The sequence below is a fragment of the Fuscovulum blasticum DSM 2131 genome, from assembly GCF_003034965.1.
In the GTDB taxonomy this organism is placed as follows: Bacteria; Pseudomonadota; Alphaproteobacteria; order Rhodobacterales; family Rhodobacteraceae; genus Pseudogemmobacter; species Pseudogemmobacter blasticus.
This window is the reverse complement of sequence record NZ_PZKE01000013.1, coordinates 76259-100068: the sequence shown is the minus strand read 5'-3', so window position 1 is coordinate 100068 and position 23810 is coordinate 76259. Positions and strand designations below refer to the sequence as shown.

The 23810-nt window shown below is 67.2% G+C and carries 24 protein-coding genes and 1 pseudogene; 10 read left to right on the top strand and 15 right to left on the bottom strand.

The window, feature by feature from the left end; all coding sequences use genetic code 11:
* Positions 1–132: 132 nt before the first annotated feature.
* The 4 genes and pseudogenes from ptsP to C5F44_RS13615 form a co-directional block, all read right to left on the bottom strand.
* Positions 133–2377, bottom strand: a pseudogene (gene ptsP / locus C5F44_RS13630) (phosphoenolpyruvate--protein phosphotransferase).
* Positions 2378–2519: 142 nt separating this feature from the next.
* The gene (locus C5F44_RS13625; RefSeq protein ID WP_107674089.1) at positions 2520–3845 is read right to left on the bottom strand and encodes a flavin monoamine oxidase family protein; all 1326 of its coding nucleotides are present in this window, start codon (positions 3843–3845) and stop codon (positions 2520–2522) included.
* A gap of 9 nt (positions 3846–3854) precedes the next feature.
* On the bottom strand, positions 3855–4307 hold the full coding sequence (locus C5F44_RS13620; RefSeq protein ID WP_107674088.1) for a hypothetical protein: 453 nt from the start codon (positions 4305–4307) through the stop codon (positions 3855–3857).
* 118 nt (positions 4308–4425) lie between these two features.
* A complete protein-coding gene (locus C5F44_RS13615) occupies positions 4426–5679 on the bottom strand; it encodes an aspartate kinase (RefSeq protein WP_107674087.1) in 1254 nt (417 codons plus the stop codon).
* A gap of 153 nt (positions 5680–5832) precedes the next feature.
* On the opposite strand from C5F44_RS13615, the gene C5F44_RS13610 reads away from it, so the two are divergent.
* On the top strand, positions 5833–7557 hold the full coding sequence (locus tag C5F44_RS13610; protein WP_107674086.1) for a hypothetical protein: 1725 nt from the start codon (positions 5833–5835) through the stop codon (positions 7555–7557).
* A gap of 69 nt (positions 7558–7626) precedes the next feature.
* Here the strand turns inward: C5F44_RS13610 and C5F44_RS17855 are convergent, their stop codons facing one another.
* From C5F44_RS17855 to C5F44_RS13575, 8 genes are all read right to left on the bottom strand, one after another.
* Positions 7627–7824, bottom strand: coding sequence for a hypothetical protein (locus tag C5F44_RS17855; RefSeq protein ID WP_146161953.1), 198 nt, complete (start codon positions 7822–7824; stop codon positions 7627–7629).
* Positions 7799–8128 (bottom strand): hypothetical protein, encoded by a 330-nt coding sequence (locus C5F44_RS13605; protein ID WP_107674085.1) that lies wholly within the window; start codon positions 8126–8128, stop codon positions 7799–7801. The genes C5F44_RS17855 and C5F44_RS13605 overlap by 26 nt, the downstream gene beginning before the upstream one ends.
* A gap of 122 nt (positions 8129–8250) precedes the next feature.
* On the bottom strand, positions 8251–8982 hold the full coding sequence (locus C5F44_RS13600; protein ID WP_107674084.1) for a sulfate/molybdate ABC transporter ATP-binding protein: 732 nt from the start codon (positions 8980–8982) through the stop codon (positions 8251–8253).
* Between the two features lie 10 nt (positions 8983–8992).
* The gene (gene cysW / locus C5F44_RS13595; RefSeq protein ID WP_107674083.1) at positions 8993–9880 is read right to left on the bottom strand and encodes a sulfate ABC transporter permease subunit CysW; all 888 of its coding nucleotides are present in this window, start codon (positions 9878–9880) and stop codon (positions 8993–8995) included.
* Complete coding sequence (gene cysT / locus C5F44_RS13590; RefSeq protein ID WP_107674082.1) at positions 9873–10709, bottom strand: sulfate ABC transporter permease subunit CysT; 837 nt, start codon at positions 10707–10709, stop codon at positions 9873–9875. The genes cysW and cysT overlap by 8 nt, the downstream gene beginning before the upstream one ends.
* Positions 10710–10719: 10 nt before the next feature.
* Entirely contained in the window at positions 10720–11832 is a 1113-nt protein-coding gene (locus tag C5F44_RS13585) for a sulfate ABC transporter substrate-binding protein (protein ID WP_107674081.1), read from the bottom strand.
* Positions 11833–11924: 92 nt separating this feature from the next.
* Complete coding sequence (locus tag C5F44_RS13580) at positions 11925–12185, bottom strand: spore germination protein (RefSeq protein ID WP_146161952.1); 261 nt, start codon at positions 12183–12185, stop codon at positions 11925–11927.
* 184 nt (positions 12186–12369) lie between these two features.
* Positions 12370–12822, bottom strand: coding sequence for an Rrf2 family transcriptional regulator (locus C5F44_RS13575; RefSeq protein WP_107674079.1), 453 nt, complete (start codon positions 12820–12822; stop codon positions 12370–12372).
* A gap of 205 nt (positions 12823–13027) precedes the next feature.
* Between C5F44_RS13575 and C5F44_RS13570 the strand changes: the two genes are divergently transcribed.
* The 3 genes from C5F44_RS13570 (at position 13028) to C5F44_RS18025 (ending at position 14354) form a co-directional block, all read left to right on the top strand.
* Positions 13028–13501, top strand: coding sequence for an Lrp/AsnC family transcriptional regulator (locus tag C5F44_RS13570; protein WP_107674078.1), 474 nt, complete (start codon positions 13028–13030; stop codon positions 13499–13501).
* Between the two features lie 122 nt (positions 13502–13623).
* On the top strand, positions 13624–14196 hold the full coding sequence (locus C5F44_RS13565) for an RBBP9/YdeN family alpha/beta hydrolase (RefSeq protein ID WP_107674077.1): 573 nt from the start codon (positions 13624–13626) through the stop codon (positions 14194–14196).
* On the top strand, positions 14196–14354 hold the full coding sequence (locus C5F44_RS18025; RefSeq protein WP_181318269.1) for a hypothetical protein: 159 nt from the start codon (positions 14196–14198) through the stop codon (positions 14352–14354). The genes C5F44_RS13565 and C5F44_RS18025 overlap by 1 nt, the downstream gene beginning before the upstream one ends.
* 94 nt (positions 14355–14448) lie before the next feature.
* Here C5F44_RS18025 and cysK read toward each other — a convergent pair whose 3' ends face one another.
* Positions 14449–15423, bottom strand: a complete 975-nt coding sequence (cysK, locus tag C5F44_RS13560) for a cysteine synthase A (RefSeq protein WP_107674076.1) — start codon at positions 15421–15423, stop codon at positions 14449–14451.
* Between the two features lie 336 nt (positions 15424–15759).
* Here cysK and C5F44_RS13555 point away from each other — a divergent pair, with 336 nt between their 5' ends.
* From C5F44_RS13555 to C5F44_RS13535, 5 genes are all read left to right on the top strand, one after another.
* Entirely contained in the window at positions 15760–17331 is a 1572-nt protein-coding gene (locus C5F44_RS13555) for a CRTAC1 family protein (RefSeq protein ID WP_235822630.1), read from the top strand.
* 3 nt (positions 17332–17334) lie between these two features.
* Complete coding sequence (locus C5F44_RS13550; protein WP_107674074.1) at positions 17335–18669, top strand: cytochrome-c peroxidase; 1335 nt, start codon at positions 17335–17337, stop codon at positions 18667–18669.
* An 86-nt stretch (positions 18670–18755) separates the two neighbouring features.
* Positions 18756–19550, top strand: coding sequence for a lytic murein transglycosylase (locus tag C5F44_RS13545; RefSeq protein ID WP_412917550.1), 795 nt, complete (start codon positions 18756–18758; stop codon positions 19548–19550).
* 150 nt (positions 19551–19700) lie between these two features.
* Positions 19701–20096 carry a DUF2177 family protein gene (locus C5F44_RS13540; protein WP_107674072.1) on the top strand — a complete coding sequence of 132 codons (396 nt, stop codon included), beginning with the start codon at positions 19701–19703 and terminating at the stop codon, positions 20094–20096.
* Between the two features lie 135 nt (positions 20097–20231).
* Positions 20232–20555, top strand: coding sequence for an arsenate reductase family protein (locus C5F44_RS13535; protein ID WP_107674071.1), 324 nt, complete (start codon positions 20232–20234; stop codon positions 20553–20555).
* 26 nt (positions 20556–20581) lie between these two features.
* Here the strand turns inward: C5F44_RS13535 and C5F44_RS13530 are convergent, their stop codons facing one another.
* Positions 20582–20788, bottom strand: a complete 207-nt coding sequence (locus C5F44_RS13530) for a cold-shock protein (protein WP_107674070.1) — start codon at positions 20786–20788, stop codon at positions 20582–20584.
* A 216-nt stretch (positions 20789–21004) separates the two neighbouring features.
* Entirely contained in the window at positions 21005–22951 is a 1947-nt protein-coding gene (gene thrS, locus C5F44_RS13525) for a threonine--tRNA ligase (RefSeq protein ID WP_107674069.1), read from the bottom strand.
* 165 nt (positions 22952–23116) lie between these two features.
* Between thrS and C5F44_RS13520 the strand changes: the two genes are divergently transcribed.
* Positions 23117–23779, top strand: coding sequence for a DNA-3-methyladenine glycosylase I (locus C5F44_RS13520; protein ID WP_107674068.1), 663 nt, complete (start codon positions 23117–23119; stop codon positions 23777–23779).
* Positions 23780–23810 lie beyond the last annotated feature (31 nt).

Here is a 23810-nt window from a genome sequence, read left to right as displayed (position 1 = left end):
GGGCGTTTGCCTCCGGCGGGGATATTTCAGGACAGATGACATCAGGGCCGGCCTTTGCCCCTTCAACTCGGTCCAAATACCCCGGGGGTGCGGGGGCAGCGCCCCCGCTTGCCCGGCCTTCGCCCCCCGGGATCAGCCAGTCTGCCGCGCCAGCCAGTCCAGCAGGGCGGGGTCTTGCGGTTTCGGCCCCGTTGGCGCGGGCGGTGTCGATCACCGCCTTCGCTTCGGCCAGATTCACCCGCCGGATCAGCGCCTTGACCGGCCCGATCGAGGCCGGCCGCATCGACAGTGTGCGGAAGCCCAGCGCCGCCAGCGCCACCGCTTCCACCGGGCGCCCGGCATCTTCCCCGCAGAAGGAGAGCGGCGTTCCCGTTTCGGCCGCCCGGGCGACGATGCCTTCCAGAAAGCCCAGGAAGCTCAGGTTCAGCGTGTCATAGCGCCGCCGCACCCGTTCATTCTCGCGGTCGGCGGCAAAGAAGAACTGCTTGAGGTCATTGCCCCCGACCGAGATGAAATCGGCAAGTTCGAAAAACGCCCGCGGGGCGAAGGCCAGCGAGGGCGTCTCGCACATCGCGCCGATTTCCAGCCGTTCGGGCGCGACATGGCCCAGCGACCGTTCTCGGTGCAATTCGCGCAGCACATGGCTGCGGGCCTCGGCGAATTCGGCATGTTCGGCCACGAAGGGGAACATGATCGACAGCGGCCGCCCCGCCGCCGCGCGGATCAGCGCCTGCACCTGCATCCGCAGCACGCCCGGCTTGTCCAGGCCCACCCGGATTGCGCGCCAGCCCATCGCGGGGTTCGGCTCGTCATTCGGCTTCATGTAGGTCAGCACCTTGTCCGACCCGATGTCGAGGGTGCGGAACACCACGCGCTGGCCCTGTGCGGCATCCATCACCCGCGTGTAGAGCGAGGCCAGCTCGGCCCGCTTGGGCATCTTGTTGCGGATCAGGAACTGCAACTCGGTGCGGAACAGCCCCACCCCCGCCGCGCCCGAGCTTTCAAGGCTGGGCAGATCGGCCATCAGCCCGGCATTCATGTCCAGCCGGATGCAGGTGCCGGCGGTGTCTTCGGCGGGCAGGCCGCGCAGACTGGCATAGCGTTTCTGCGCCTCGGCCTGCATGGCGATCTTGTCGCGAAAGGCGCGGGCAACGGTTTCCTCGGGGCGCAGGTGGACGATGCCCTGATCGCCATCGACAAGGATCTGGTCGCCGTTCAGCGCCTCGGCAGTGATGCGGTCGGCATGGATGACCAGCGGAATGGCCAGCGCGCGGGCGACGATGGCGGCATGGCTGCCGACGCTGCCTTCCTGCAGCACCACGCCACGCAGCTTGCGGCCGTATTCCAGCAGCTCTGCCGGGCCGATGTTGCGCGCGACAAGGACCGGGTTTTCCGGCATCTCGGCGCCGGTGTCCTTGCCCTGCCCGGTCAGGATGCGCAGCAGCCGGTTCGACAGGTCGTCCAGATCGTGCAACCGTTCGCGCAAGTAGGCGTCGGGCACCTGTTCCATCCGCGTCCGGGCCGCCGACTGTTCCTTTTCCACCGCCGCCTCGGCCGACAGGCCGCGCATGATGTCTTCCTCCATCCGGCGCAGCCAGCCGCGCGAATGGGCGAACATGCGATAGGCTTCCAGAACCTGCTTCTGGTCCTTGTCCAGTTCCTCGGCGCCCAGCAGATCGTCGATCGACACCCGCAATTCGCCCACGGCGGCGCGGATGCGGTCGATCTCGGTCAGCGGATCGTCGGCCACCGGGTTGGTCACCACCACCCGCGGCTCATGCAGCCAGACCCGGCCTTCGGCCGCGCCTTCCTGGCCTTGGGTGCCGCGGAACATCACCGGCTGGCGGTGCAGCGCCTTCATCGCGCCGTCATCGCCGATGAAGGCCCCCAGTTCCGTCATCTCGGCCAGCACCATGGCCACGACCTCGACGGCATAGACCTCGTCTTCCGAAAAGCCGCGCGCCTCTTTCGACTGCACGACCAGAACGCCCAGCTTTTCACCAACGCGCTGGATCGGCACCCCCAGGAAGCTGGAGAAGATTTCCTCGCCCGTCTCGGGCATGTAGCGGAAACCCTTTTCTCCCGGCGCATCGGCCGTGTTCACCGGAACCCCGCTGCGCGCCACGCGGCCGACAAGCCCCTCGCCCAGCTTCATCCGGGTCTGGTGGACGGCTTCCTTCTTCAGCCCTTCGGTGGCGCAAAGTTCCAGCGTTTCAGGATCGCGGAACAGGTAGATCGAGCAAACCTCGGTGCCCATCGAATCGGCGATCAGGTGGGTGATGCTGTCCAGCCTGTCCTGGCCCTTGCCCGGAACCGCCAGCACGTCCCGCAGACGGCGCAGCAATTTGCGGCTCTCGCTTTCTGTGCGTTCGGGCATAGGCATGGGTCCCCCTTGCCTTCTCTATAGAAAAGCCGTGCCCCCTTGGCGAGAGGGCACCGCCGCCGCAGGGGCGCTTCGGCGGGCGGACTGCCTGCGTTGCAGGCAGACGCGCGCCCTTGGGGGCGCTGTGCGAACCGTCTCAGGGCGCGGCCAGTGCCGCGGCAACGGCGCGGCCGCTGAGCACCGCGCCATGGGCCGTGCCGAAATAACGCTCTTCACAGGCCTCGCCGCAGAACCACAGCGCGCCGTCCCAATCGGCGCCCGCCAGCGCCTGCCGCTGGCCCGGCACAAGGCCAACCGGATTGAAGCTGTAGCTGCCCAGCGTCCAGGGGTCGCGCGACCAGCGGGTGACCTGCGCCGCAACCGGCTGCGGAAAGGCGCTGCCGAACATGGCGCGCAAGGCGTCATGCGCGGCGGCGGCGGTGGCCCGGTCGTCCAGCCGCTCCACCTCTTGCGCGGCATCGGCGGCGTTGAAGCCCAGAAGGACGGGCTGCTCCAGCCCGCGCGCCAGCGAAACCCATTCGGCCCAAAGCCCCGGCTGCGGCCCCAGCCATTCGATCCAGTCCACATCGCCCGGCCAGGCGATCCGGTCGAAGCGCAGCCATGCCTTGTTCAGAAGGCCCATTTCCAGCCGGTCGATCGCCGCCTGCCGCGCGCTGTCCAGTGATTCGCCAAAGGCAAGGCGCCCTGACCGCAAGAGCCCCAGCGGCACCGACACGATGATGCGCCCCGCCGCGATCTCGCGTCCGTCGGCCAGCGTCACCCGGCCAGGCGCGACGGCCGCCACCGGATGCGACAGCCGGATGTCCAGCCCCCGCGCCAGATGGGCGGTGATCTGGTCATAGCCCTGCGGGAACAGCGCGTCCTCGCCGTCGAATTCGGCCCCGTCCTGGCCATGCCAGGCCGACAGGCGCTGCGCGCTGCCGCCGTATTCCTGTTCCAGCGTGGAATTGACCAGATGCTGCACCAGCCGGCGTTCCCCGGCGGGGGCGCTGGCCCAATCGGCGCTTTCGGTCACCGCCTGCCAGACCGAACGATCCGTCTCTGCCGCCTCGGCCCCGCGCAAGGCCCGGGTCAGCAATCGCTCGGCCTGCCCGAGGTCGATCTCTTCCTCCGCGCCGTCCGGCCCCAGGGTCAGCGCCGCGTCATAGCTGGTGGGCAGCAGCTTCGCCCCCGCCATGCGGGCCAGGTCTGTCAGCGGATTGCCGTCGGTTCCGTGAATCCAGCTTGCGCCCAGGTCCATCGGCAGGTCGGGCCAGAGGCGCGAGGTGTGGATGCGCCCGCCGATGCGGTCGCGCGCTTCCAGCACCACCGTCGCGATCCCGCGCGCCCGCAGCGCCTGCGCCGCCGAAAGCCCGGCCAGACCCGCCCCGATCACCACCACCGGGGCCGCGTCGGCCCGCGCGGTTCGGGCGATCAGCGGGGCGGCCAGGGCGGTGGCAAGAAACGCTCTGCGGCGGATCATGGCGGCCTCTTACAAGGGGTCCGGGCAGGTGGGCACCGCCTTGCAGCCCTTGCGCAATCCGGTCAGCAGCGCGGCAAGCGGATCGGAAAACTGCGTCAGGTCCGGCCGGCTGCACAGGAACGGCAGGTGATCGGCCAGATGTTCGCGCATCGGGGCTTCCCAATCCGGGCCGGTGTCCAGCGCCTGTTCGGCGGTATACAGCAGGAAATCGACATAGGCCTCATAGGCCGCGCCATCGCGGCTGTCGCGGATGGCGCACCAGTCGGCCACGGCCAGTTCGGGCTTGTTCACGGTCAGCGCCAGGAATTCGCGATAGATCTCGCGCGCGGTCTGGCCGCGCTGGATGCGGTCTGTGGCCGCCAGTTGCCACGGGATGATGATCAGCGCCAGCACGGCGGCCAGTGCCGTGATCACCGCCGACAGCGCCCCCAGCGCCGCGGCATGTCTTGCCAGACCACCCATGCGACAACCCCCTACCCTGCGGCGCGCCCGTCCCAACCGGGGGCGCCGCTCACCCTGGGGTGATCGCCTGCCGCCGGGGCGCCTGTCAACAGCGTCGCAGCGGCAGAGCGGGGTGGTGTCAGGCCTTTTCCAGCTCGAACGCGTCGTGCAGCGCCTGCACCGCCAGTTCCATGTACTTGCGGTCGATCAGGACGGAAATCTTGATCTCGCTGGTGGCGATGACCTTGATGTTCACGTTTTCCGCCGCAAGGGCCGCGAACATCTTGGCCGCAACGCCCACCTGGCTGCGCATTCCGATGCCCACGACCGAGACCTTGGCGACATCGGTGTCGGTCAGCAGTTCGTCATACTTGACGATCCCGGCGTCCAGCGCATCCTTCATCGCCTTCTGGGCGCGGGCCACCTGGTTCACCGGCACCGAGAAGGTCATGTCGGTGACGGCCCCGGTATGGGTGCCATAGTTCTTTTCGCTGATGTTCTGGACGATCATGTCCACGTTGACACCGGCTTCGGCCAGGGGGCCGAAGATGGCGCTGGCAACGCCGGGCCGGTCTTCGACGCTGACAAGGGTCATCTTGGCTTCGTCACGGCTGAAGGCCACGCCCGACACAACTTTCGATTCCATGATTTCCTCCTCGTCGCAGACCAGGGTTCCGTTGTTTTCGCTGTCGTCGAAGGATGACAGCACGCGCAGCCGCACCTTGTAGCGCATCGCCAGTTCCACGCTGCGGGTCTGCAGCACCTTGGCGCCAAGGCTGGCCAGTTCCAGCATTTCCTCAAACGCGATCTTGTCCAGCTTGCGCGCCTTGGGGCTGACGCGGGGATCGGTCGTATAGACGCCGTCCACGTCGGTATAGATGTCGCAGCGTTCCGCGCCGAAGGCGGCGGCGAAGGCCACCGCCGTGGTGTCGCTGCCGCCGCGGCCCAGCGTGGTGATGCGGCCTTCGGCCGACAGACCCTGGAACCCGGCAACCACGGCCACCTTGAAGCCTTCGGCGAACTTGGCGTCGATATTGTCGCGCGGAATGTCGATGAACCGCGCGCTGCCATGGGCGCTGGTGGTGTTGATCGGCACCTGCCAGCCCTGCCAGCTTCGCGCGGGCACGCCCATTTCCTGCAACCGCAGCGCCATGAGGCCGGCCGTCACGTTTTCACCGCTGGCGACGACGGCATCATATTCGCGGGCGTCATACAGTTTCGAGGTCTGTTCGACCCAACCCACCAGTTCATTGGTCTTGCCCGACATGGCGCTGACGATGACGATCACGTCATAGCCGCGCTCGACCTCGGCCTGCACCTTCTTCGCCGCATTCTCGATGCGGGCAAGGTCGGCCACAGAAGTGCCGCCGAATTTCATTACCAGAAGCGGCATGGAAACCCTCCCAAGGCCCGTTTCGGAAACCGCGGGCTTCCTAGCCCCCCCTGCCCCTGCACGCAAGGGCAGCCACACGCCCTGACACGGAATTCGCACCCCTCACAGCGCCCTTGCGCGCCGCCCCCCGCCATTGCCATAGTCGCGGCCACCATGACCGCCGCGCCTGCGCCCTTTGACATTGCCGCCTGCCTTGCCGACGGCCCGTCGCAGGCCGAACGCGCCTTGCTGGCCCATGCCGCCGCCGGCACGCTGTGCCAGCTTGGCACCGCCTGCCCCGACCCGGCCGATCCCGCCGCGCCCCGCATCCGTGCGGGCCTGCTGGCGCATCTGCTGTGCGGCGGGTCTGACCTTGCCCCTGTCGCGCCGCAGGGCATCCGCCTGATCGGCGCGGTGATCGAGGGGCCGCTGGTCCTGTCCTTCTGTGACACGCGCGGCGAAACCGACCTGCGGCTTTGCGCCTTTACCGAGACCATCGCCGCCCGCCGCACCCGCTTTGCCCAGCTTGTGCTGTCGGGCAGCCGGATGCCCGGCCTCAATGCCGAAGGGGCCGAGATCGCCGGATCGGCCTTCCTGCTGGGCATCACCGCCACCGGCCGGCTGTCCTTTGCCAATGCCGGGATCGGCGGCCAACTGGCGCTGCATGGCGCGCAGATCGCCGGCCTGACGGCGCAGGGCGCGCGCATCGGCGCCTCGGTCTATCTGCGGGCCACCGCGGGCACCGCTTTCGTCTCGAAGGGCGAGGTTTCGCTGTCGGGGGCCGAGATCGGCGGCCAGCTGGCCTGCGACGGGGCCCGGCTGGCCAACCCCGGCGGCATTGCCCTGACGCTGCAGGCCGCGCATGTGGATGGCGACGTGATCCTGCGCGCGCAAGGCGACCTGCCGTTCCAGACCCAGGGCGAGCTGCGCCTGTCCGGCGCCCGCATCGGCGGCCAGCTTGATTTCGGCGGCGCCCGGCTGGCCAACCCCGCCGGGCCGGCGCTTTCGGCCCAGCGGATGCAGGTCGAGGCCGAGTTCTTCTGGCAGAACGTCACCGTCGAGGCGGGCACCCTGCACCTGCCTTCGGCCCGGGTCGGCGATCTGGTCGATGACCTTGCCTCCTGGCCCGGGGATGGCCGCACCTATCTGGACGGCTTCACCTATGACCGCATCACCCGCGACGCGCCCACCGATGCCGACAGCCGGCTGAAATGGCTGGCCTGCGCCGCCACCAAGGACGGCCGCTTCCTGCCGCAGCCCTATGGCCAATGCGCCAGCGTGCTGCACCGCATGGGGCATGAGGCCGAGGCCCGCGCCATCATGGAGGAACAGGCCCGGCTCAAGGGCATTGCCCGCCGCAAGGCCGCGCGGCTGCGCGGTGGCAGCGGCGACCTGCTGGCCGGGTTCGACTGGCTGTGGGACAGCGCCGCGCGGGCGGTGGTCGGCTATGGCTATGCGCCGTTCCGCGCCCTGCTGTGGATCGCGGGTCTGGCCGTGCTGGCCGCCGGGCTGGCCGCCGCGGCCTGGACCGAAGGTTCGATGGCGCCGAACAATGACCTGATCGTCAGTTCCGAAAGCTGGCAGAAGATCATGGCGCAGGACTGCATCCCCCGCCCCGCCCCCGGCTGCATCGCCAACCCCGCCGCCGTGTGGAACGGCACCGAAGGCGCGGGGCTGGACTGGGAAAGTTTCAATCCCGTCGCCTGGGGCGTCGATGCCGTGGTACCCGTGGTGGACATCGGCCAGACCGCCGCCTGGTCACCGTCGAAAGACCGTGGCTTTTGGGGCTTCACCCTTTGGTGGGCGCGCTGGCCGCTGATCTACCTTGGCTGGCTGGTCACAGCCCTGGCCGCCGCCGCCGCCACCGGCATCATCCAGCGCACCCCGCCGGGAGGTTGAGGGTCCGCGCGGCAGGCGAGCCGCCGGGCGCCCCCAGGGCGGGGCCGGCCTGGCAGATTGCGATGCCGGTCAGTGCCTGTCCCAGGGGATGACGCAGGCGGTGGGTTTGCCGGGGCCGGGCAGGATTTCGAGGGCGCCGCCCAGGGCGTGGCAGGGTGCGCCGTGCCAGGGCGGGACCAGCGCCCCCAGCACATAGCCGGCGATCAGCAGCGCCGCCCCGCCGGCAAGACAGAGGGCCGCCTTAGTCAGCCGCTGTCCAGACACCATCGGCGCCCTTCTTCAGCACCGCGACAAGGCTTTGGACGGGGGCGCCGGCGATCTGCACGTCCACCATGCAGGCAAAGCTGCCATCGTTGTTCTTGCTGCACAGGCCCCCGGGCGTGACCGTGGCCGCCTTTGCGGCCTCGGCCAGGGCGGCATCGGGGGCGGTGGCGGCCATGACCGTGCGGGTCACGGCAATGATGTCGGATTTCTTCGGCCCGCCATAGAGCACGCTTGGCCCGACGGTGAACCAGATCGCGGCAAGCGCGGCGACAACGACAAGGGGAAACAGCTTGAGAAAGGTTTTCATGGGCGCACTCGTTCCTGAACTGCGGTCAGTCAAGCACGCCCTTTCGCCCTTCGCAATCCGGAACAGTGCCGTCCCGCGGCAGAACCCGCGCGCCGGAAACCGGCCTGCGCGCGGGTGGAAGGTCAGGCGCTGATGAAGTCGCGCACGAAGGCGCTGGCGGGCCGGGCGCGGATGTCGGCCGGCTTGCCGATCTGCTCGATCCGGCCGCCCGTGCTGGACCCCGACATCACCACCACCAGATCGGCCAGTTCCATCGCCTCATCCTGGTCATGCGTCACGAACACCGTGGTCAGCCCGGTTTCATCGTGAATGTCGCGCAGGCCCTGGCGCAGCTCCTTGCGGACCTTGGCATCCAGCGCCCCGAAGGGTTCATCCAGCAGCAGCATCCGGGGTTCGATCGCCAGCGCGCGGGCCAGCGCCACCCGCTGCCGCTGGCCGCCCGACAGTTGCGTCGGATAGCGCGCGCCGATTTCGGGCAACTGGATCAGGTCCAGCAGCTTGCCCACCCGCCGCGCGATTTCCGCCTTGGGCGGGCGCGTCGCGCGGGGCCGCGCCTTCAGGCCATAGGCGATGTTCTCGAACACGGTCATGTGCCGGAACAGCGCGTAGGACTGGAAGACGAAGCCCGCCCGGCGTTCCTGCACCGTCAGCCCGGTGGCATCCTGCCCGTCGAACAGCACCCGCCCCGAGGTGGGAAATTCCAGCCCGCCCAGGATGCGCAGCAGCGTGGTCTTGCCCGACCCGGACGGCCCCAGGAGCGCCACCAGCGCCCCCGAAGGAATGGTCAGCGAGACCGGGTGCAGCGCCGCGGTCATGCCGAACTGCTTGGAAATCTCGTCAATCTCGATCTGCATCGGATACCTCTTAATGACGGTGGGTGGCGGCAAGCGCATCTGCATGGCGGATTTCCAGCGCGGTCTTCAGCAGCAGCGTCACCAGCGCCAGCGCCGTCAGCACCGCCGCCAGCGAAAACGCCGCCACCGAAAGATATTCGTTGTACATCATCTCGATGGTGATCGGCATGGTCGCGGTCTGGCCGCGGATCTTGCCCGACACCACGGCGACGGCGCCGAATTCGCCCATGGCGCGGGCGTTGCACAGCAAGACGCCATAGAGCAGCGCCCAGCGGATGTTCGGCAGCGTCACCGTCCAGAAGATGCGCCAGCCGCTGGCGCCCAGCGTCAGCGCCGCCTCTTCCTCGACCCGCCCCTGTTCGATCATCACCGGGATCAGTTCGCGCGCGACGAAGGGAAAGGTGACGAACATGGTGGCCAGCGCAATGCCCGGCAGGGCAAAGATGATGGGGTAGCCCTGCGCCACCAGCCAGCCGCCCAGCGCCGTATTGGCCCCGAACAGCAGCACAAGGCACAGCCCCGCCACCACCGGCGAAACCGAGAACGGCAGGTCGATCAGGGTGATCAGGAAGGCCTTGCCGCGGAAATCGAACTTGGTGATGAACCAGGCCGCCGCGATGCCGAAGACCGCGTTCAGCGGCACGGCGATGGCCGTGATCAGCAGCGTCAGCCGGATCGCGTCGCGCGCGTCCTTGTGGGTCAGAGATGTCACCGCCGCGGCCCAGCCCTTGGCCAGCGCCTCGGTGAAGACGGCGGCCAGCGGGGCCACCACCAGCACGGCCAGCCCCAGCACGGCGATGCCGATCAGCAGCCAGCGCACCGCCGGGCTTTCCTGCGTGGCCGGGCGGAACCGGGGCGCCTTGGCGGGAACAGGAAGTTTCACACCCGCATCAAACATGTCCGATCCTCCGCCGGCTCCAGATCTGGATCAGGTTGATGGCCAGCAGCATGGCGAAGCTGATCAGCAGCATGGCAATGCCGATGGCCGCCGCGCCGTCATAGTTGAACTCTTCCAACTGGATGACGATCAGCAGCGGGGCGATCTCGGTCAGCAGGGGGATGTTGCCGGCGATGAAGATCACGCTGCCGTATTCCCCCACCGCCCGCGCCAGCGCCAGCGCAAAGCCGGTCAGCGCGGCGGGCGCCAGCATCGGCAGGATGACATGGCGCAGCGTGTAAAACCGCGAGGCGCCCAGCGTGGCGCTGGCCTCCTCGACCTCGCGCTCGATCTCCTCGATCACCGGCTGCACGGTTCGGGCCACGAAGGGCAGGCCCACGAAGATCAGCGCGATCAGGATGCCCCATTGCGTATAGGCGATCTTCACGCCGACTTCGCGCGCCAGCGATCCGAAGGCGCCGTTCGGGGCGTAAAGCGCGGTCAGCGCGATGCCCGCCACCGCGGTGGGCAGGGCGAAGGGCAGGTCCACCGCCGCATCCAGAATGCGCCGCCCCGGAAAGCGGTAGCGCACCAGAACCCAGGCCAAAAGCACGCCGAACACCAGATTGAACACCGCCGCCAACAGCGACAGGCGGAACGACAGGAACAGCGCGGACCACACCCGCGGACGATTCACGACTTCCCACATGTTCCCCAGACCGAAACTGGCGCCCCGCAAAAGCAGGGCGCCGATCGGCAGAAGAACAACGATGGACAGCATTGTCAGGGTGATCCCCATGCTCAGCCCAAGGCCGGGCATGGGGGACCGTTGCAGAAGGGGCCTGCCCATCCGGTTCACCTTACTTTGCCACATAGATCTGGTCGAAGATCCCGCCGTCCCCGAAATGTTCGGGCTGCACCTTCTTCCAGCCGCCCAGGTCGTCGATGGTCACCAGATCCAGCTTCGGGAAGCGGGCCACGTCCTCGGGGTTGGCCTTCGAGGCATCCCAGGCACGGTAGAAGTGCTTGTAGGCCAGCGCCTGCCCTTCGGGGCTGTAAAGGAAGTTCAGGTAGGCTTCCGCCAGCTTGCGCTGACCGTCGCTCTTGATATTGGACTCGACCAGCGCGACCGGCGGTTCGGCCAGGACCGAGACCGAGGGGACCACGATGTCGAACTGGTCATCGCCCAGTTCGGCCAGCGCCAGATAGGCCTCGTTCTCCCAGGCCAGCAGCACGTCGCCGATGCCGCGCTGTGCGAAGGTCGTGGTCGAGCCGCGCGCCCCGGTATCCAGCACCGGCACATGCTTGAACAGCGCGCCCAGGAATTCCTTGGGGTCCTTGCCGTTCTTCTCGGCCCAGGCCCAGGCGGCCAGATAGTTCCAGCGCGCGCCGCCGCTGGTCTTGGGGTTGGGGGTGATCACCTCAACCCCGTCGTTGATCAGATCGCCCCAGTCCTTCAGGCCCTTCGGATTGCCCTCGCGCACCAGGAACACGATGGTCGAGGTATAGGGCGAGGAGTTGTGCGGCAGTTTCGACTGCCAGTCCTCGGGCAGCTTGCCCGCCGCCGCGATCTTGTCGATGTCGGACGCCAGCGCCAGCGTGACCACCTGCGCCTCAAGCCCGTCGATCACGGCGCGCGCCTGCGCCCCCGATCCGCCGTGCGAGGTTTCGATGGCGGGGGCTTCATTGCCCTGCGCCACCCACCATTCCGCGAACACCTCGTTGAAATCGCGATAAAGTTCGCGCGTCGGGTCATAGCTGACGTTCAGCAGGCTTTCGGCCTGGGCCGGCGCGCTGCCGAAGCCGATCAGCGCCAGGGCCAGGGCCGACAGCGCCCCTTTCAGGCCGCGCGTCACCGGCCAGCCGGTCAGACGGCGCGAACCGTCGGCAATGGTCACGCGGCCATCGTCATGGTCGGCGATCCGTTCGCCCTGCGCCGTCACGTCACCGGCAATCTTGATGGTTGCAAACATGGGAAACTCCTGTGGGTCTTGCCGGCGGCGAGAGAAGGGAAAGATCGCGGACACAAGGTCCGGCAGAGAGATCAGGGGAAAGGGATGTGCGGTCATCGACGCGCCTCCCGGCCCAGCGGTTCGATCCGGGCCTCCCAGACCGCGGGATCGCGGCCTTCCAGCAATTCGGCGACCGCCTCGTCGGGGCGGCGGGTGAACAGCACCAGCGGGCTGCCGTTGACCCGCAGCGACCGGCCGGTGCGCCGGTCGATCAGGCGCACCGCGCAGGTCACGCGCAGGTCGGCGGCAGGCATGGGCATCGCGGCGGCGGTGCTGGCCAGGCGGAAGGTGCGGTGCGGTGCGGCGGCGGTCATCGTCATCTCCTTGGGCTCAAGGCGGGGCATCAGGCCCCGTCGATGAATTAATAACGACATGATCAGTCGAGTATTGCAAAGGAATATTCACGTCAAAATGTGTCGTGATTTAAGAAGAAAATTCTACCGGCCGCGGCGGGGCACGCGGCAGGGTTGCAGGGGGAATGTTCAGAAAATCAGGGCGTTATTCGCCCAGAACCTGCGCCGCCGTCTGGCCCGACCGCAGCATGTCGGCCAGGGTCAGCGAGTCGATGATCAGCAGGTAGGACCAGAACACTTCGGCAAAGACCTTTCGGATACGGCAGCTTGCCTCATCCGTGCAGTCCTCGCAGCGCTGGTAGGCCGACCGCGACAGGCAGGGCAAGGGCGCGATCGGGCCATCAATCCGCCGCAGCAGATCAGAGATCGACACTTCCGAGGGTTTCTTGATCAGGCTGTAGCCGCCCGACCGGCCCCGGGTCGAGGCGATCACGCCGGCATTGCGCACTTCCAGAAGGATATGTTCCAGAAACCGCTTGGGCGTGCCGGACCGCCGCGCGATCTCTTCGATCGTCAGCGGTTCGGGTGCCTCGCGGGCGGCTTCGTCGGCCAGGGCCAGCAAGGCTTTCAGCGCATATTTCATCTTCTGCGTGATCATGGACCGTACCTAAGGCGCGCAAACACGGGAATCAATGTCGAGAATCACGTCATCCCGCCGACGCGCCCCCTGCCCTGCAACAGAAGAGATTGTATCCCTTCTGTTTCCAATGGAAAATTATACACGATAAAGACTATAGACAATAAGAATATTCCTGCCATGCTGACGCAACCCCCGCCAAGGGACCGAAGACAGGAGATGCAGGATGACCGACCTTGACCTGATCGACCGCAAGATCGTGGCCGAACTCATGCGCGATGCCACCCTTCCCGTGGCCCAGATCGCCGACAAGGTGGGCCTGTCGCAGACCCCGTGCTGGAAGCGCATCCAGAAACTGGAAGCCGCCGGCGTTCTGACGGGCCGCGTCGCCCTGGCCGATCCGGCCCGGCTTGGTTTCGGGCTGACCGTCTTCATGGGGATCGAGGCGCCCGATCATTCCGCCGAATGGCGCGAGACCTTTGCCAAGGCGGTTGCCGCCCTGCCCTCGGTGATGGAAGTCTATCGCATGGCCGGCGAGATGGATTATCTGCTGCGCGTCGCCGTGCCCGACATGGCGGCCTTCGACACGCTTTACAAACGCCTGACCGATGCGGTGCCGATCAAGAACGTCACCTCGCATTTCGCGATGGAGCGGATGAAGTTCACCACCGCCTATCCGGTGGACACGCGCAACCGCTGATCCGCGATATGCTGCCGCGCGAGAACATCCTTCCCTTTCCGGCCCGATCTTTGGACTCCATAATCACGATTAACTTGCTAGATTTACTCCATGGACCCGAGTCGCCCCGAAAGGAGACCGCCATGACCAAGACGCTGATCATTCCGGGCCTCGACGGTTCGCCCGCCCCGCACTGGCAGCATTGGTGGGCCGCCACCGACCCGCGCGCGCTGATGGTCGAACTCTCCGACCCCGGCCGCCCCCTGCCGTCGGTGTGGGAGGTCGAGCTGGCCAGCATGATCCTGCAACACCCCGACAGCGTGCTGGTCGGCCATTCGCTGGGGGCGGTGCTGATCGCCCGCATCCTGGCCCGCTGGCCGCAGCTCAAGGTGCGGGCCGCGCTGCTGGTGGCCCCGGCCGAGCCGGTGGGAAGCGACCGCATCGGTCGCTTCGGCCCGGTGCCGGAACAGCCCTTCGACATTCCCGCCACCATCGTTGCCAGCCGCAACGACCCGTGGATGAGCTTCTCCCGCGCCCGCCAACTGGCCGATAGCTGGGGCGCCTACCTGGTCGACTATGGCATGGCCGGGCATATCAACGTGGCTTCGGGCTTCGGCCCCTGGCCCGAAGGCAAGGCGCTGCGCGACGACCTGATCCAGCGCAGCGAACCCGTCTTCCTTCCCGTACTTCCCGAACCTGCCCGAAGAGCCCTGTGATGAACCGAATTTTCCGCAGCAACCGACCCGGACGCGCCGAATATGCCGGCCTTGTGCTGTTCGTTCTGGCCTGGGGGGCCACCATCGCGCTGACCACCCTGCCGCGCAGCGCCTTTGTGGGCACGACCGCCCCGGTGCAGGCCAGCACGCTGCCCTGACACCGCGGCCCTGCCGCGAAAGCCAAAGGCCCGGAGCATCACGCTCCGGGCCTTTGTCGTTTCGCCGTCTTGGCCCCGGTGTCAGGCCTCTGTGTCAGGCCGGGGTGCCCGTGGCATCGAACACGCCTTCGAACAGGGCCGAGGACAGGTAGCGTTCGCCCGAATCCGGCAGGATCACCACGATGGTCTTGCCCGCATTCTCGGGCCGCGCGGCCAGCCGCAGCGCCACCGCCGTGGCCGCCCCGCAAGAGATGCCGGCCAGAATCCCCTCTTCGCGGGCCAGCCGCAGCGCGGTGGCCATGGCCTCGGCGCTGGTCACCTGTTCGATGGCATCGACCAGCGACAGGTCCAGCACATCCGGCGCGAACCCCGCCCCGATGCCCTGAATCTTGTGCGGACCCGGCGCGACCGGCTCGCCCGCGCGGGTTTGCGTCAGCACCGGGCTTTCCGCCGGCTCGACCGCGACCGAGGTCAGCTTGTGCCCCAGCGTCTGCTTGATGTGGCGCGAGACGCCGGTGATGGTGCCGCCGGTGCCCACGCCCGCCACCAGAATGTCCACCACCCCGCCGGTGTCTTCCCAGATTTCCGGGCCGGTGGTGCGTTCATGAATCGCCGGGTTGGCCGGGTTCTTGAACTGTTGCAGCAGCACATATTTCGGGTCGCTCGCGGCAATCTCCTCGGCCTTGGCGATGGCGCCCTTCATGCCCTTGGCGCCTTCGGTCAGCACCAGTTTCGCGCCATAGGCCAGCAGGATCTTGCGCCGCTCGAGGCTCATCGTCTCGGGCATGGTCAGGGTGATCGGGATGCCGCGCGCCGCCGCCACGAAGGCCAGCGCGATGCCGGTATTGCCCGAGGTCGGCTCGACGATCTCTTTCCCCGGCCCCAGCAGGCCCCGCTCCTCGGCATCCCAGATCATCGCGGCACCGATCCGGCATTTCACCGAATAGGCCGGGTTGCGGCCTTCGATCTTGGCCAGAATCCGCGCGCCCGTCCCGGCGCCGATCCGGTTCAACTGCACCAGCGGCGTGCGCCCGATGCTTAACGAGTTGTCGTCATAGATCCGTGTCATCCGATTGCTCCTTGCAGCCGGGGGCGGCATCCGCCCCGGCCTCTGGCCGCATCCAGCACGGGTTTTCAGGCCCTGAGAAGGTGAAATCGCACCTTCTGTTCTGCGGACCCCGAATTTTGGAACCCCTTTCCGCCCGCGATTTCGGAAGGAGAAGAATATTTTTCCCCGCGCGATCAGACGGTCACGCCGGCCCGCGGGCAAGCCCGGCACCGGCCCCCCGATTCCCGCAGCCCCGCCCGGCCCGTCGCCATGCTGCACCGCAGCCAAGGATTTCGTGGACGCCCCCGCCCCGGCCCGCTTATCACTGCGTCTCAGCCCCGCTGCCAGGAGACCGGATTGCCGCCCCCGCCCCGCCGCCATCTCACCCTTCCGCTGGCGCTGGCCGCGCTGGCCGCAGGCCAGCCCGTCGGGGCCGAAGTGTCCTTCGCCGACCGTGCCGCCGCCCTGCCGGTGCAGCACAGCTATGAAGGCGACTGGAACCATTATGTCGGCGGCGGTGTCGCGGTCTTCGACTGCAACGGCGACGACCTGCCCGAGCTTTTTGCCGCCGGCGGGGCCGCCCCGGCGCATCTGCTCCTCAACACCTCGAAACCGGGGGGCGAACTGACCTTTGCCGAAGGCCAGCTTCCACCGCTGGACGGCACGACCGGCGCCTATCCGATGGACATCGACGGCGATGATCTGCTGGACCTTGTGGTCCTGCGCGACGGCACCAACGCGCTGCTGCGCGGCACGGGGGATTGCAAGTTCACCCCCCCGCCGGCCGAATGGCATTTCGACGGCGGGCAGGAATGGACCACCGCCTTCACCGCCACGTTCGAACCCGGCGAAAGCTGGCCCACCCTTGTTTTCGGCAATTATGTTGACCGCACCAACCCGGACGGCCCGTTCGAGGCCTGCGACCGCAACTTCCTGCACCGCCCCGATGGCCGCGCCTTCGCGCCGCGTGTCGCGCTGGAACCGGGCTTCTGCGCCCTGTCGATGCTGATCTCGGACTGGCAGCGCAACGGCACGCCCGACCTGCGCATCTCGAACGACCGGCAGTATTACGTCCGGGCCGGGCGCGAACAGATGTGGCATCTGCGGCCGCTGGCCGAATATACCGAGGCCGAGGGCTGGCCCACCCTGCGGCTGTGGGGCATGGGCATCGCCAGCCGCGACATCACCGGCGACGGCCTGCCCGAAGTGGTGCTCACCTCGATGGGCGACCAGCCGTTGCAGATCAACCAGGGCGGCGGCGTGATGAAGAACGCCCCCTATTCCATGGGCAGCTACGCCACCACGCCCTATTCCGGCGACGATGGCCGCCCCTCGACCGGCTGGCACGCCCAGTTCGGCGATGTGAACAATGACGGTTGGGACGATCTGTTCATCGCCAAGGGCAATGTGGAACAGATGCCCTCGAACGCCATCCACGACCCGAACAACCTGCTGATCCGCCAGCCTGACGGCAGCTTTGCCGAAAAGGGCGGCGTGACGGGCATCGGCACCACCGAACGGTCGCGCGGGGCGGGGCTGGCCGACCTGAACCGCGACGGCAAGCTGGATCTGGTCGTGGTCAACCGCCGCGCGCCGCTGGAACTGTGGCAGAACACCACCGCCGACGCCGGGCACTGGATCGCGCTGGACCTGCGCACGCCGGGCGCCAACAGCCGCGCCATCGGCGCCATCGTGGAGCTGCGCCTGCCCGATGGGCGCGTCCTGACGCAGGAAAACACCGTGGGCGGCGGCCATGTCTCGGGCCAGGCCGTGCCGCTGCATTTCGGCCTTGGCGCGGCGCAGACCGCCGAGCTGCGGGTGATCTGGCCCGACGCCACCGCTTCCGACTGGACGCCCGTCACCGCCGACCGCCTGTATCGCCTGTCCCCCGGACAAGGCGCCGCCCTGACCCTGACCGAAAGGCCCTGAGCCATGCCCCTGCGCCCCGCCCTGCTGTCGCTGGCCCTTGGCACCGCCGCCCTGGCCGACCCCGTGGCCCCGCCCGCGCCGCTGACCGACGCCGATTTTCCCGCCTTCCCGACCGAGGAAGTGGAACTGGGCCGGCTGCTGTTCTGGGATGCCGAACTGTCGGGCAACCGCAACATCGCCTGCGCCTCGTGCCACCATCCGCGCTTCGGCACCTCGGACGGGCTGTCGCTGGGCATGGGCGAAGGCGGCATCGGCCTTGGCCCCGACCGCCGCGCCAACCCCGACAACCTGCCCGAACAGCGCATCCCCCGCAACGCACCGGCGCTGTGGAATGTCGGCGCCCGGGGCTTCACCGTGATGTTCGCCGATGGCCGCATCGAACAGGACGCCACCCGCCCCTCGGGCTTCCGCACCCCGCTTGAGGACGAGATGGTCAGCGGCTTTGCCTCGCTGCTGTCGGCGCAGACCATGTTCCCCGTGCTGTCCAACGATGAAATGGCCGGCCATTACGAAGAGAACGAAATCTCGACCCTGGTCCGTCAGGGCCGCATCACCGGCGACCATGGCGCCTGGGCCGCCATCGCCGCCCGCATCAGCGCGCTTCCCGCCTATGTCGACCGCTTCCGCGCCGTCTATCCTGAAATCGCCGCCGGCCGCCCCATCGCCTTTACCGACATCTCGAATGCGGTCGCGGCCTATATGACCTTCGACTTCCGGTCGGACACCGCGCCCGTCGATGCCTGGATGCGCGGCGAGGCCCCGCTTGCCCCCGACGCCATGGCGGGGGCCGAACTGTTTTACGGCAAGGCCGGCTGCGGCACCTGCCATTCGGGCGCGCTTTTCACCGACATGAAGTTCCACGCCATGGGCGATCCGCAGATCGGCCCCGGCAAGGCCGAACGCTTCGAATCCCACCAGCATGACACCGGCCGGATGCGGGTGTCGAACAACCCCGACGATGCCTATGCCTTCCGCACGCCCTCGTTGCGCAATGTCACGCTGACCGGGCCCTGGGGCCATGCCGGCGCCTTTGCCAGCCTGCCGGACTATCTGCGCCAGCACATCGCCCCCGGCTCGGCCATCGCCGGCTATACGCTGGAGGCGGCGCTGCTTCCCGCCATGAAGACCGGCAAGCCCGACTTGAACCCCGCCGATGGCGCGGGCGACTTTGCCGCCATCACCGCCGCCGCCAGCCGCACCCCCGCCGTTGCCCTGAGCGACAGTGAACTGGCGCAGATTCTGGCCTTTCTGCAAAGTCTGGAAGACCCGGTCGCCCGCGCCGGGGGCCGGATGCCCATACCCGACAGCGTGCCGTCCGGCCTGCCCGTTGATCGCTGACCGGAAAACACAACCCCTGCGGCAAACCGCTTGATTGTCCAATGGCTGGCTCTATTCTGGGCCGGAACGCTTCAAAAGGTGACCTCGTGCTTCGCAAATCCGGCCTTTCGCTTCTTTTCATTGCCCTTGCCTCTTCCGCGCTTGCGGCCCCCTGCTCGGACACGGGTGGCAATTACGAAAACTGGAAATCGGTCATGGCAGAGGAAGCCCGCAGCGAAGGCGTGGGCGACCGTGGCATCGCCGCGCTGATGGGATCGTCCTATTCCAAGGCCACCATCTCGGCCGACCGGAACCAGAAAAGTTTCAAGTACAGCCTCGACAAGTTCCTTCAGGTGCGCGGCGCCGATACGATCGTGTCGCAGGGCCGCAGCCGCAAGAAGAAGAACGCCAGCTTCTACGCCGGGCTTGAGGCGCAGTATGGCGTGCCCGCCGGGGTTCTGCTGGCGATTCACGGCATGGAAACCGGCTTCGGCGGCTTCATGGGCGATACCAATGTCGTCTCGGCCATTGCCACGCTGACCTATGACTGCCGCCGGTCCGACTATTTCCGTCCGCATCTGATCGGCGCGCTGAAACTGGTGGATCGCGGCAGCATCAGCGCCGCGTCGATCGGGGCCAAGCATGGCGAGCTGGGCCATACCCAGTTCCTGCCGGGCAATGCGCTGGCCTATGGCGTGGACGGCAACGGCGACGGCAAGGTTGACCTGAACAACGTCACCGACGCGCTGGCCTCGACCGCCAACTTCCTGCGGCAGAAGGGCTGGCAGCCCGGCAAGGGCTATCAGGAAGGCGAGCCGAACTTTGCCGTCATCAAGCAATGGAACGCGGCCACGGTCTATCAGCAGGCCATCGCGCTGATGGGCGCCCGAATCGACGGCTGAGTCCCCCGCGAAAGACCGTGCGCCGGCTGCGGCGCACGGGTCGCCCGGCATCGCCTTGCCGGGCAGGGTTGCCTTGGCGCCACAAGCGTGACGGATGCCCCTTTCCCCGGCGGAAATCCGCGCTAGCTCTGCGTCAACCGGAGGTTGCCGATGCCCGCCCTGACCCTTTACGCCCTGACCGCGCTGGTCTTCCTGATTCTCGATGCGCTGATGCTGAGCTTCGTGATGAAGCCCCTGTTCACGCGCCATATCGGCCCGCTGATGGCCGATCCGATCCGCATCGCCCCGGCGGTGGTGTTCTACCTTGCCTATGTGGCAGGTCTGGTCTGGCTGATTTCGGCCGCGGCGCTGCGCGACGGCACGCCGGTCGTGCTGCCCGCGCTGGTGCTGGGGCTGATGGCCTATGGCACCTACGAATTCACCTCCTGGACCATCCTGCGCGACTGGCACCCCGCGATGGTGATCACCGATACCCTTTGGGGCGGCGTGCTGACGGCCTTCTCGGCCTGGGCCGGGGTGACGCTGACGCGGATGATCCACGGCTGACCCGGGACGCGGCGGCGCGCCCCGCTTTGCGGCGGGGGCGTGACGTGGTAACAAGGGCCAAAGGCGGCCTTGCAAGCCGTTGAATTTCCTTGCCCCTGCCCTGTCCCCGCACGGGGCAACCTGAAAGGCCCGTCCATGATCCTTTACGGCATCCCCACCTGCGACACCTGCAAGAAGGCCCTCAAGGCGCTGCAAGCCGCCGGCAAACAGGTGACCTTCCGCGACATCCGCGCCGAACCGCTGTCAGACGCCGAAATCGCGGCAATCGTCGCGGAATTCGGGTCGAAAGCCGTGAACACCCAGTCCACCACCTACAGATCGTTCAGCGATTTCCTGAAAGCATCAGAGCCCGAGGCGCAGATCAAGGCGCAGCCTACGGTCATGAAGCGGCCCGTCATCAAGGCAGACCGCTGGCACCTCGGCTGGGACGCCACAACCGAGGCGGAACTGACGGCATAGGGCGGGGTTTCCCCCGCCCCACCGGGTCAAAGCAGCTTCAGCTCGCCCGCCGAAGCGCGCCCGTCGCGGCCCGACAGCAGCTCGTAGGCCACCTTCTGATTGTCGTTCAGCCCCTTCAGTCCGGCGCGTTCGACGGCCGAGATATGGACGAACACGTCCTTGCCACCATCGTCAGGGGCAATGAAACCAAAGCCCTTCGTCGCGTTGAACCACTTCACGGTGCCTGTCGGCATACCCGCTCTCCCATTTCAACCCTCCTCCCGGCACCATTGCCGCGAGGCGTAGCGCCAGGTCTTCCAGGGCCTTCTTCAGAGAGAGGCAGTCAGAAAGTCTGTCGTACTGAGCGCAAGGATGCCACGCTGCGTTTGAAAATCAAGCCGCAAGGCGATGGGCACCCCGCCAGACGCGGAAAATGCCCATCTGTTGCGCTTGAAGGCCCCGCCAACAGATCAGGCCAGGTCCGGCGGCAGGGCGGCACGGGCAAATTCTTCCACCGCCGCGGCCAGCGTCATCGTCTCGGTGCGGTTTTCGCCCAGGCGGCGTACCGAAACGGTCCGCTCCTCGACTTCCTTCATGCCCACGGCCAGGATCACCGGCACCTTGCCCACCGAATGTTCGCGCACCTTGTAGTTGATTTTCTCGTTGCGCATGTCGGCTTCGGCCCGCACCCCGGCCAGGGTCAGCGCCGTCACCACTTCCTCGACGAAGGGATCGGCGTCCGACACGATGCTGGCCACCACCACCTGACGCGGTGCCAGCCAGAACGGCAGCTTGCCGGCGTGGTTCTCGATCAGGATGCCGATGAAGCGTTCGAACGACCCAAGGCAGGCGCGGTGCAGCATGAACGGCCGATGCCGCCCACCGTCTTCGCCGATATAGGACGCATCCAGCCGTTCCGGCAGGTTCGGGTCAAGCTGCAGCGTGCCGCATTGCCAGTCGCGGCCGATGGCATCGGTCAGCACGAATTCCAGCTTGGGCGCGTAGAACGCCCCCTCGCCCGGGAAGATCTCATAGGAATAGCCCGCCGCCGTCACGGCATTGGCCAGCGCGGTTTCCATCTTGTCCCAGATCTCATCCGACCCGACCCGCTTTTCGGGCCGCGTGGACAGCTTGATCCGCCACTTGTCAAAGCCAAGCTCGGCATAGATCCGGCTGAGGAACTCGATGAACTTCTTCGATTCGCTTTCCACCTGCTCCAGCGTGCAGAAGATATGCGCGTCGTCCTGGGTAAAGCCGCGCACCCGCATGATGCCATGCAGCGCGCCGCTGGGTTCATAGCGGGCGCAAGACCCGAATTCGGCCATGCGCAGCGGCAGGTCGCGATAGCTTTTGATGCCCTGGTTGAAGATCTGCACATGGCAGGGGCAGTTCATCGGCTTCAGCGCGTTGATGACCTTTTCCCGCGCGCCGTCCTCGTCCACTTCGACGATGAACATGTTTTCGCGGTAGTTTTCCCAGTGGCCGCTGGCTTCCCACAGCTTGCGGTTCACCACCTGCGGCGTGTTCACCTCGACATAGCCATCGGCCCGCTGGCGGCGGCGCATGTAGTCTTGCAGCGTCGTGTAGATGGTCCAGCCGTTCGGATGCCAGAAGATCTGGCCCGGCGCCTCTTCCTGCATATGAAACAGGTTCATCTCGCGGCCCAGCTTGCGGTGGTCGCGTTTCGCGGCCTCTTCCAGCATGTGCATATGGGCCTTCAGGTCATCGCGGTTCTTGAACGCCAGACCGTAGATGCGTTGCAGCATCGGCCGCGTGCTGTCGCCCAGCCAGTAGGCCCCGGCCACATGCGTCAGCTTGAAGGCATCCGCCGGCACCTGCCCCGTATGTTGCAGATGCGGGCCACGGCACAGATCCTGCCAGTCGCCATGCCAGTACATGCGGATGTCCTGGCCTTCGGGGATGCGGTCCAGCAGTTCCAGTTTGAACGGCTCGCCCCGGCCCCGGTAGTATTCCACCGCACGGGCCCGCTCCCACACCTCGGTGCGGACGGGGTCGCGGGCGTTGATGATCTGCTTCATCCGCGCCTCGATCACGCCCAGATCTTCCGGCGTGAAGGGTTCGGCGCGGTCGAAGTCATAGAACCAGCCGTAATCGCGGACCGGCCCGATGGTGACCTTCACATCCGGCCACAGCTCCTGCACGGCGCGGGCCATGATATGGGCGCAGTCATGGCGGATCAGCTCCAGCGCCGGGCCGTCATCCTTCATCGTGTTCAGGCTGATCGTGGCATCCTGCGTGATCGGCCAGGCCAGATCGTAATGAATCCCGTTCACCTGCGCGGAAATCGCCGCCTTGGCCAGCGACGGCGCGATCGAGGCCGCCACTTCGGCCGCCGTCACCCCGGCATCGTAAACGCGCTTGTTGCCATCGGGAAAAGTCAGGGAAATCTGGCTCATGGCCATGCTCCTCGTCAGTTTGGCGCCCACGGAACGCCCGGTTGCGGGTTATGTCGGGCGACGGTTTGCGCCCGCCCGCGCGCGGCGTCAAGCCCCGGACGCGCAGGTTCTTGCCCGATGTGGCGGCCTCTGCCAGTCTGGCGCCACCCCTTTGGATCACCGCCGATGCGCCCCTTTGCCGAAATCCGCGACATTGCCATCGCCCGCAAGGGCAGCCTTGAGGCCGTGCTGGCCAACCTGCCCGTGCCCAGAACCGCCGCCGAACTGGCCGCCATCCCCGATGACCGCTGGCTGGCGCAAATGGCCAAGGGCATCTTTCAGGCCGGAATAAGCTGGACGGTCGTCACCGCCAAATGGCCCGGAATCGAGTCCGCCTTCCACGGCTTTGCCCCCGGCCGGGTGGCGATGATCGAGGGCGACGCGCTGGAGGCGCTGCTGTCTGACCCCCGCGTGATCCGGTCCGGCGCCAAGATCGTGGCGATCCGCGACAATGCCGCCGTGATGGCCGCCAGCCCCGGCTTTGGGCGCAAGGTGGCCGACTGGCCCGCGTCCGATTTCGTCGGGCTGCTGGACTGGCTGACCCGCGATTTCAGCCGGCTGGGCGGCACCACCGGACAATATCTGATGCGCTTCATGGGGAAAGACGGGTTCCTGCTGTCGCGCGATGTGGTGGCGCGATTGCAGGCCGAAGGCGTGATCGACGGCCCCGCAACCTCGGCCAAGGCGCGGCGGGCGATTCAGGCGGCGTTTGACCGCTGGCAGGCGGAAAGCGGGCTGAGCCAAAGCCAGATCAGCCGGATTCTGGCGCAAAGCATCGACGCCGCGTGATCATCAACCGCAAGGCGATCTGAAGGGGCTG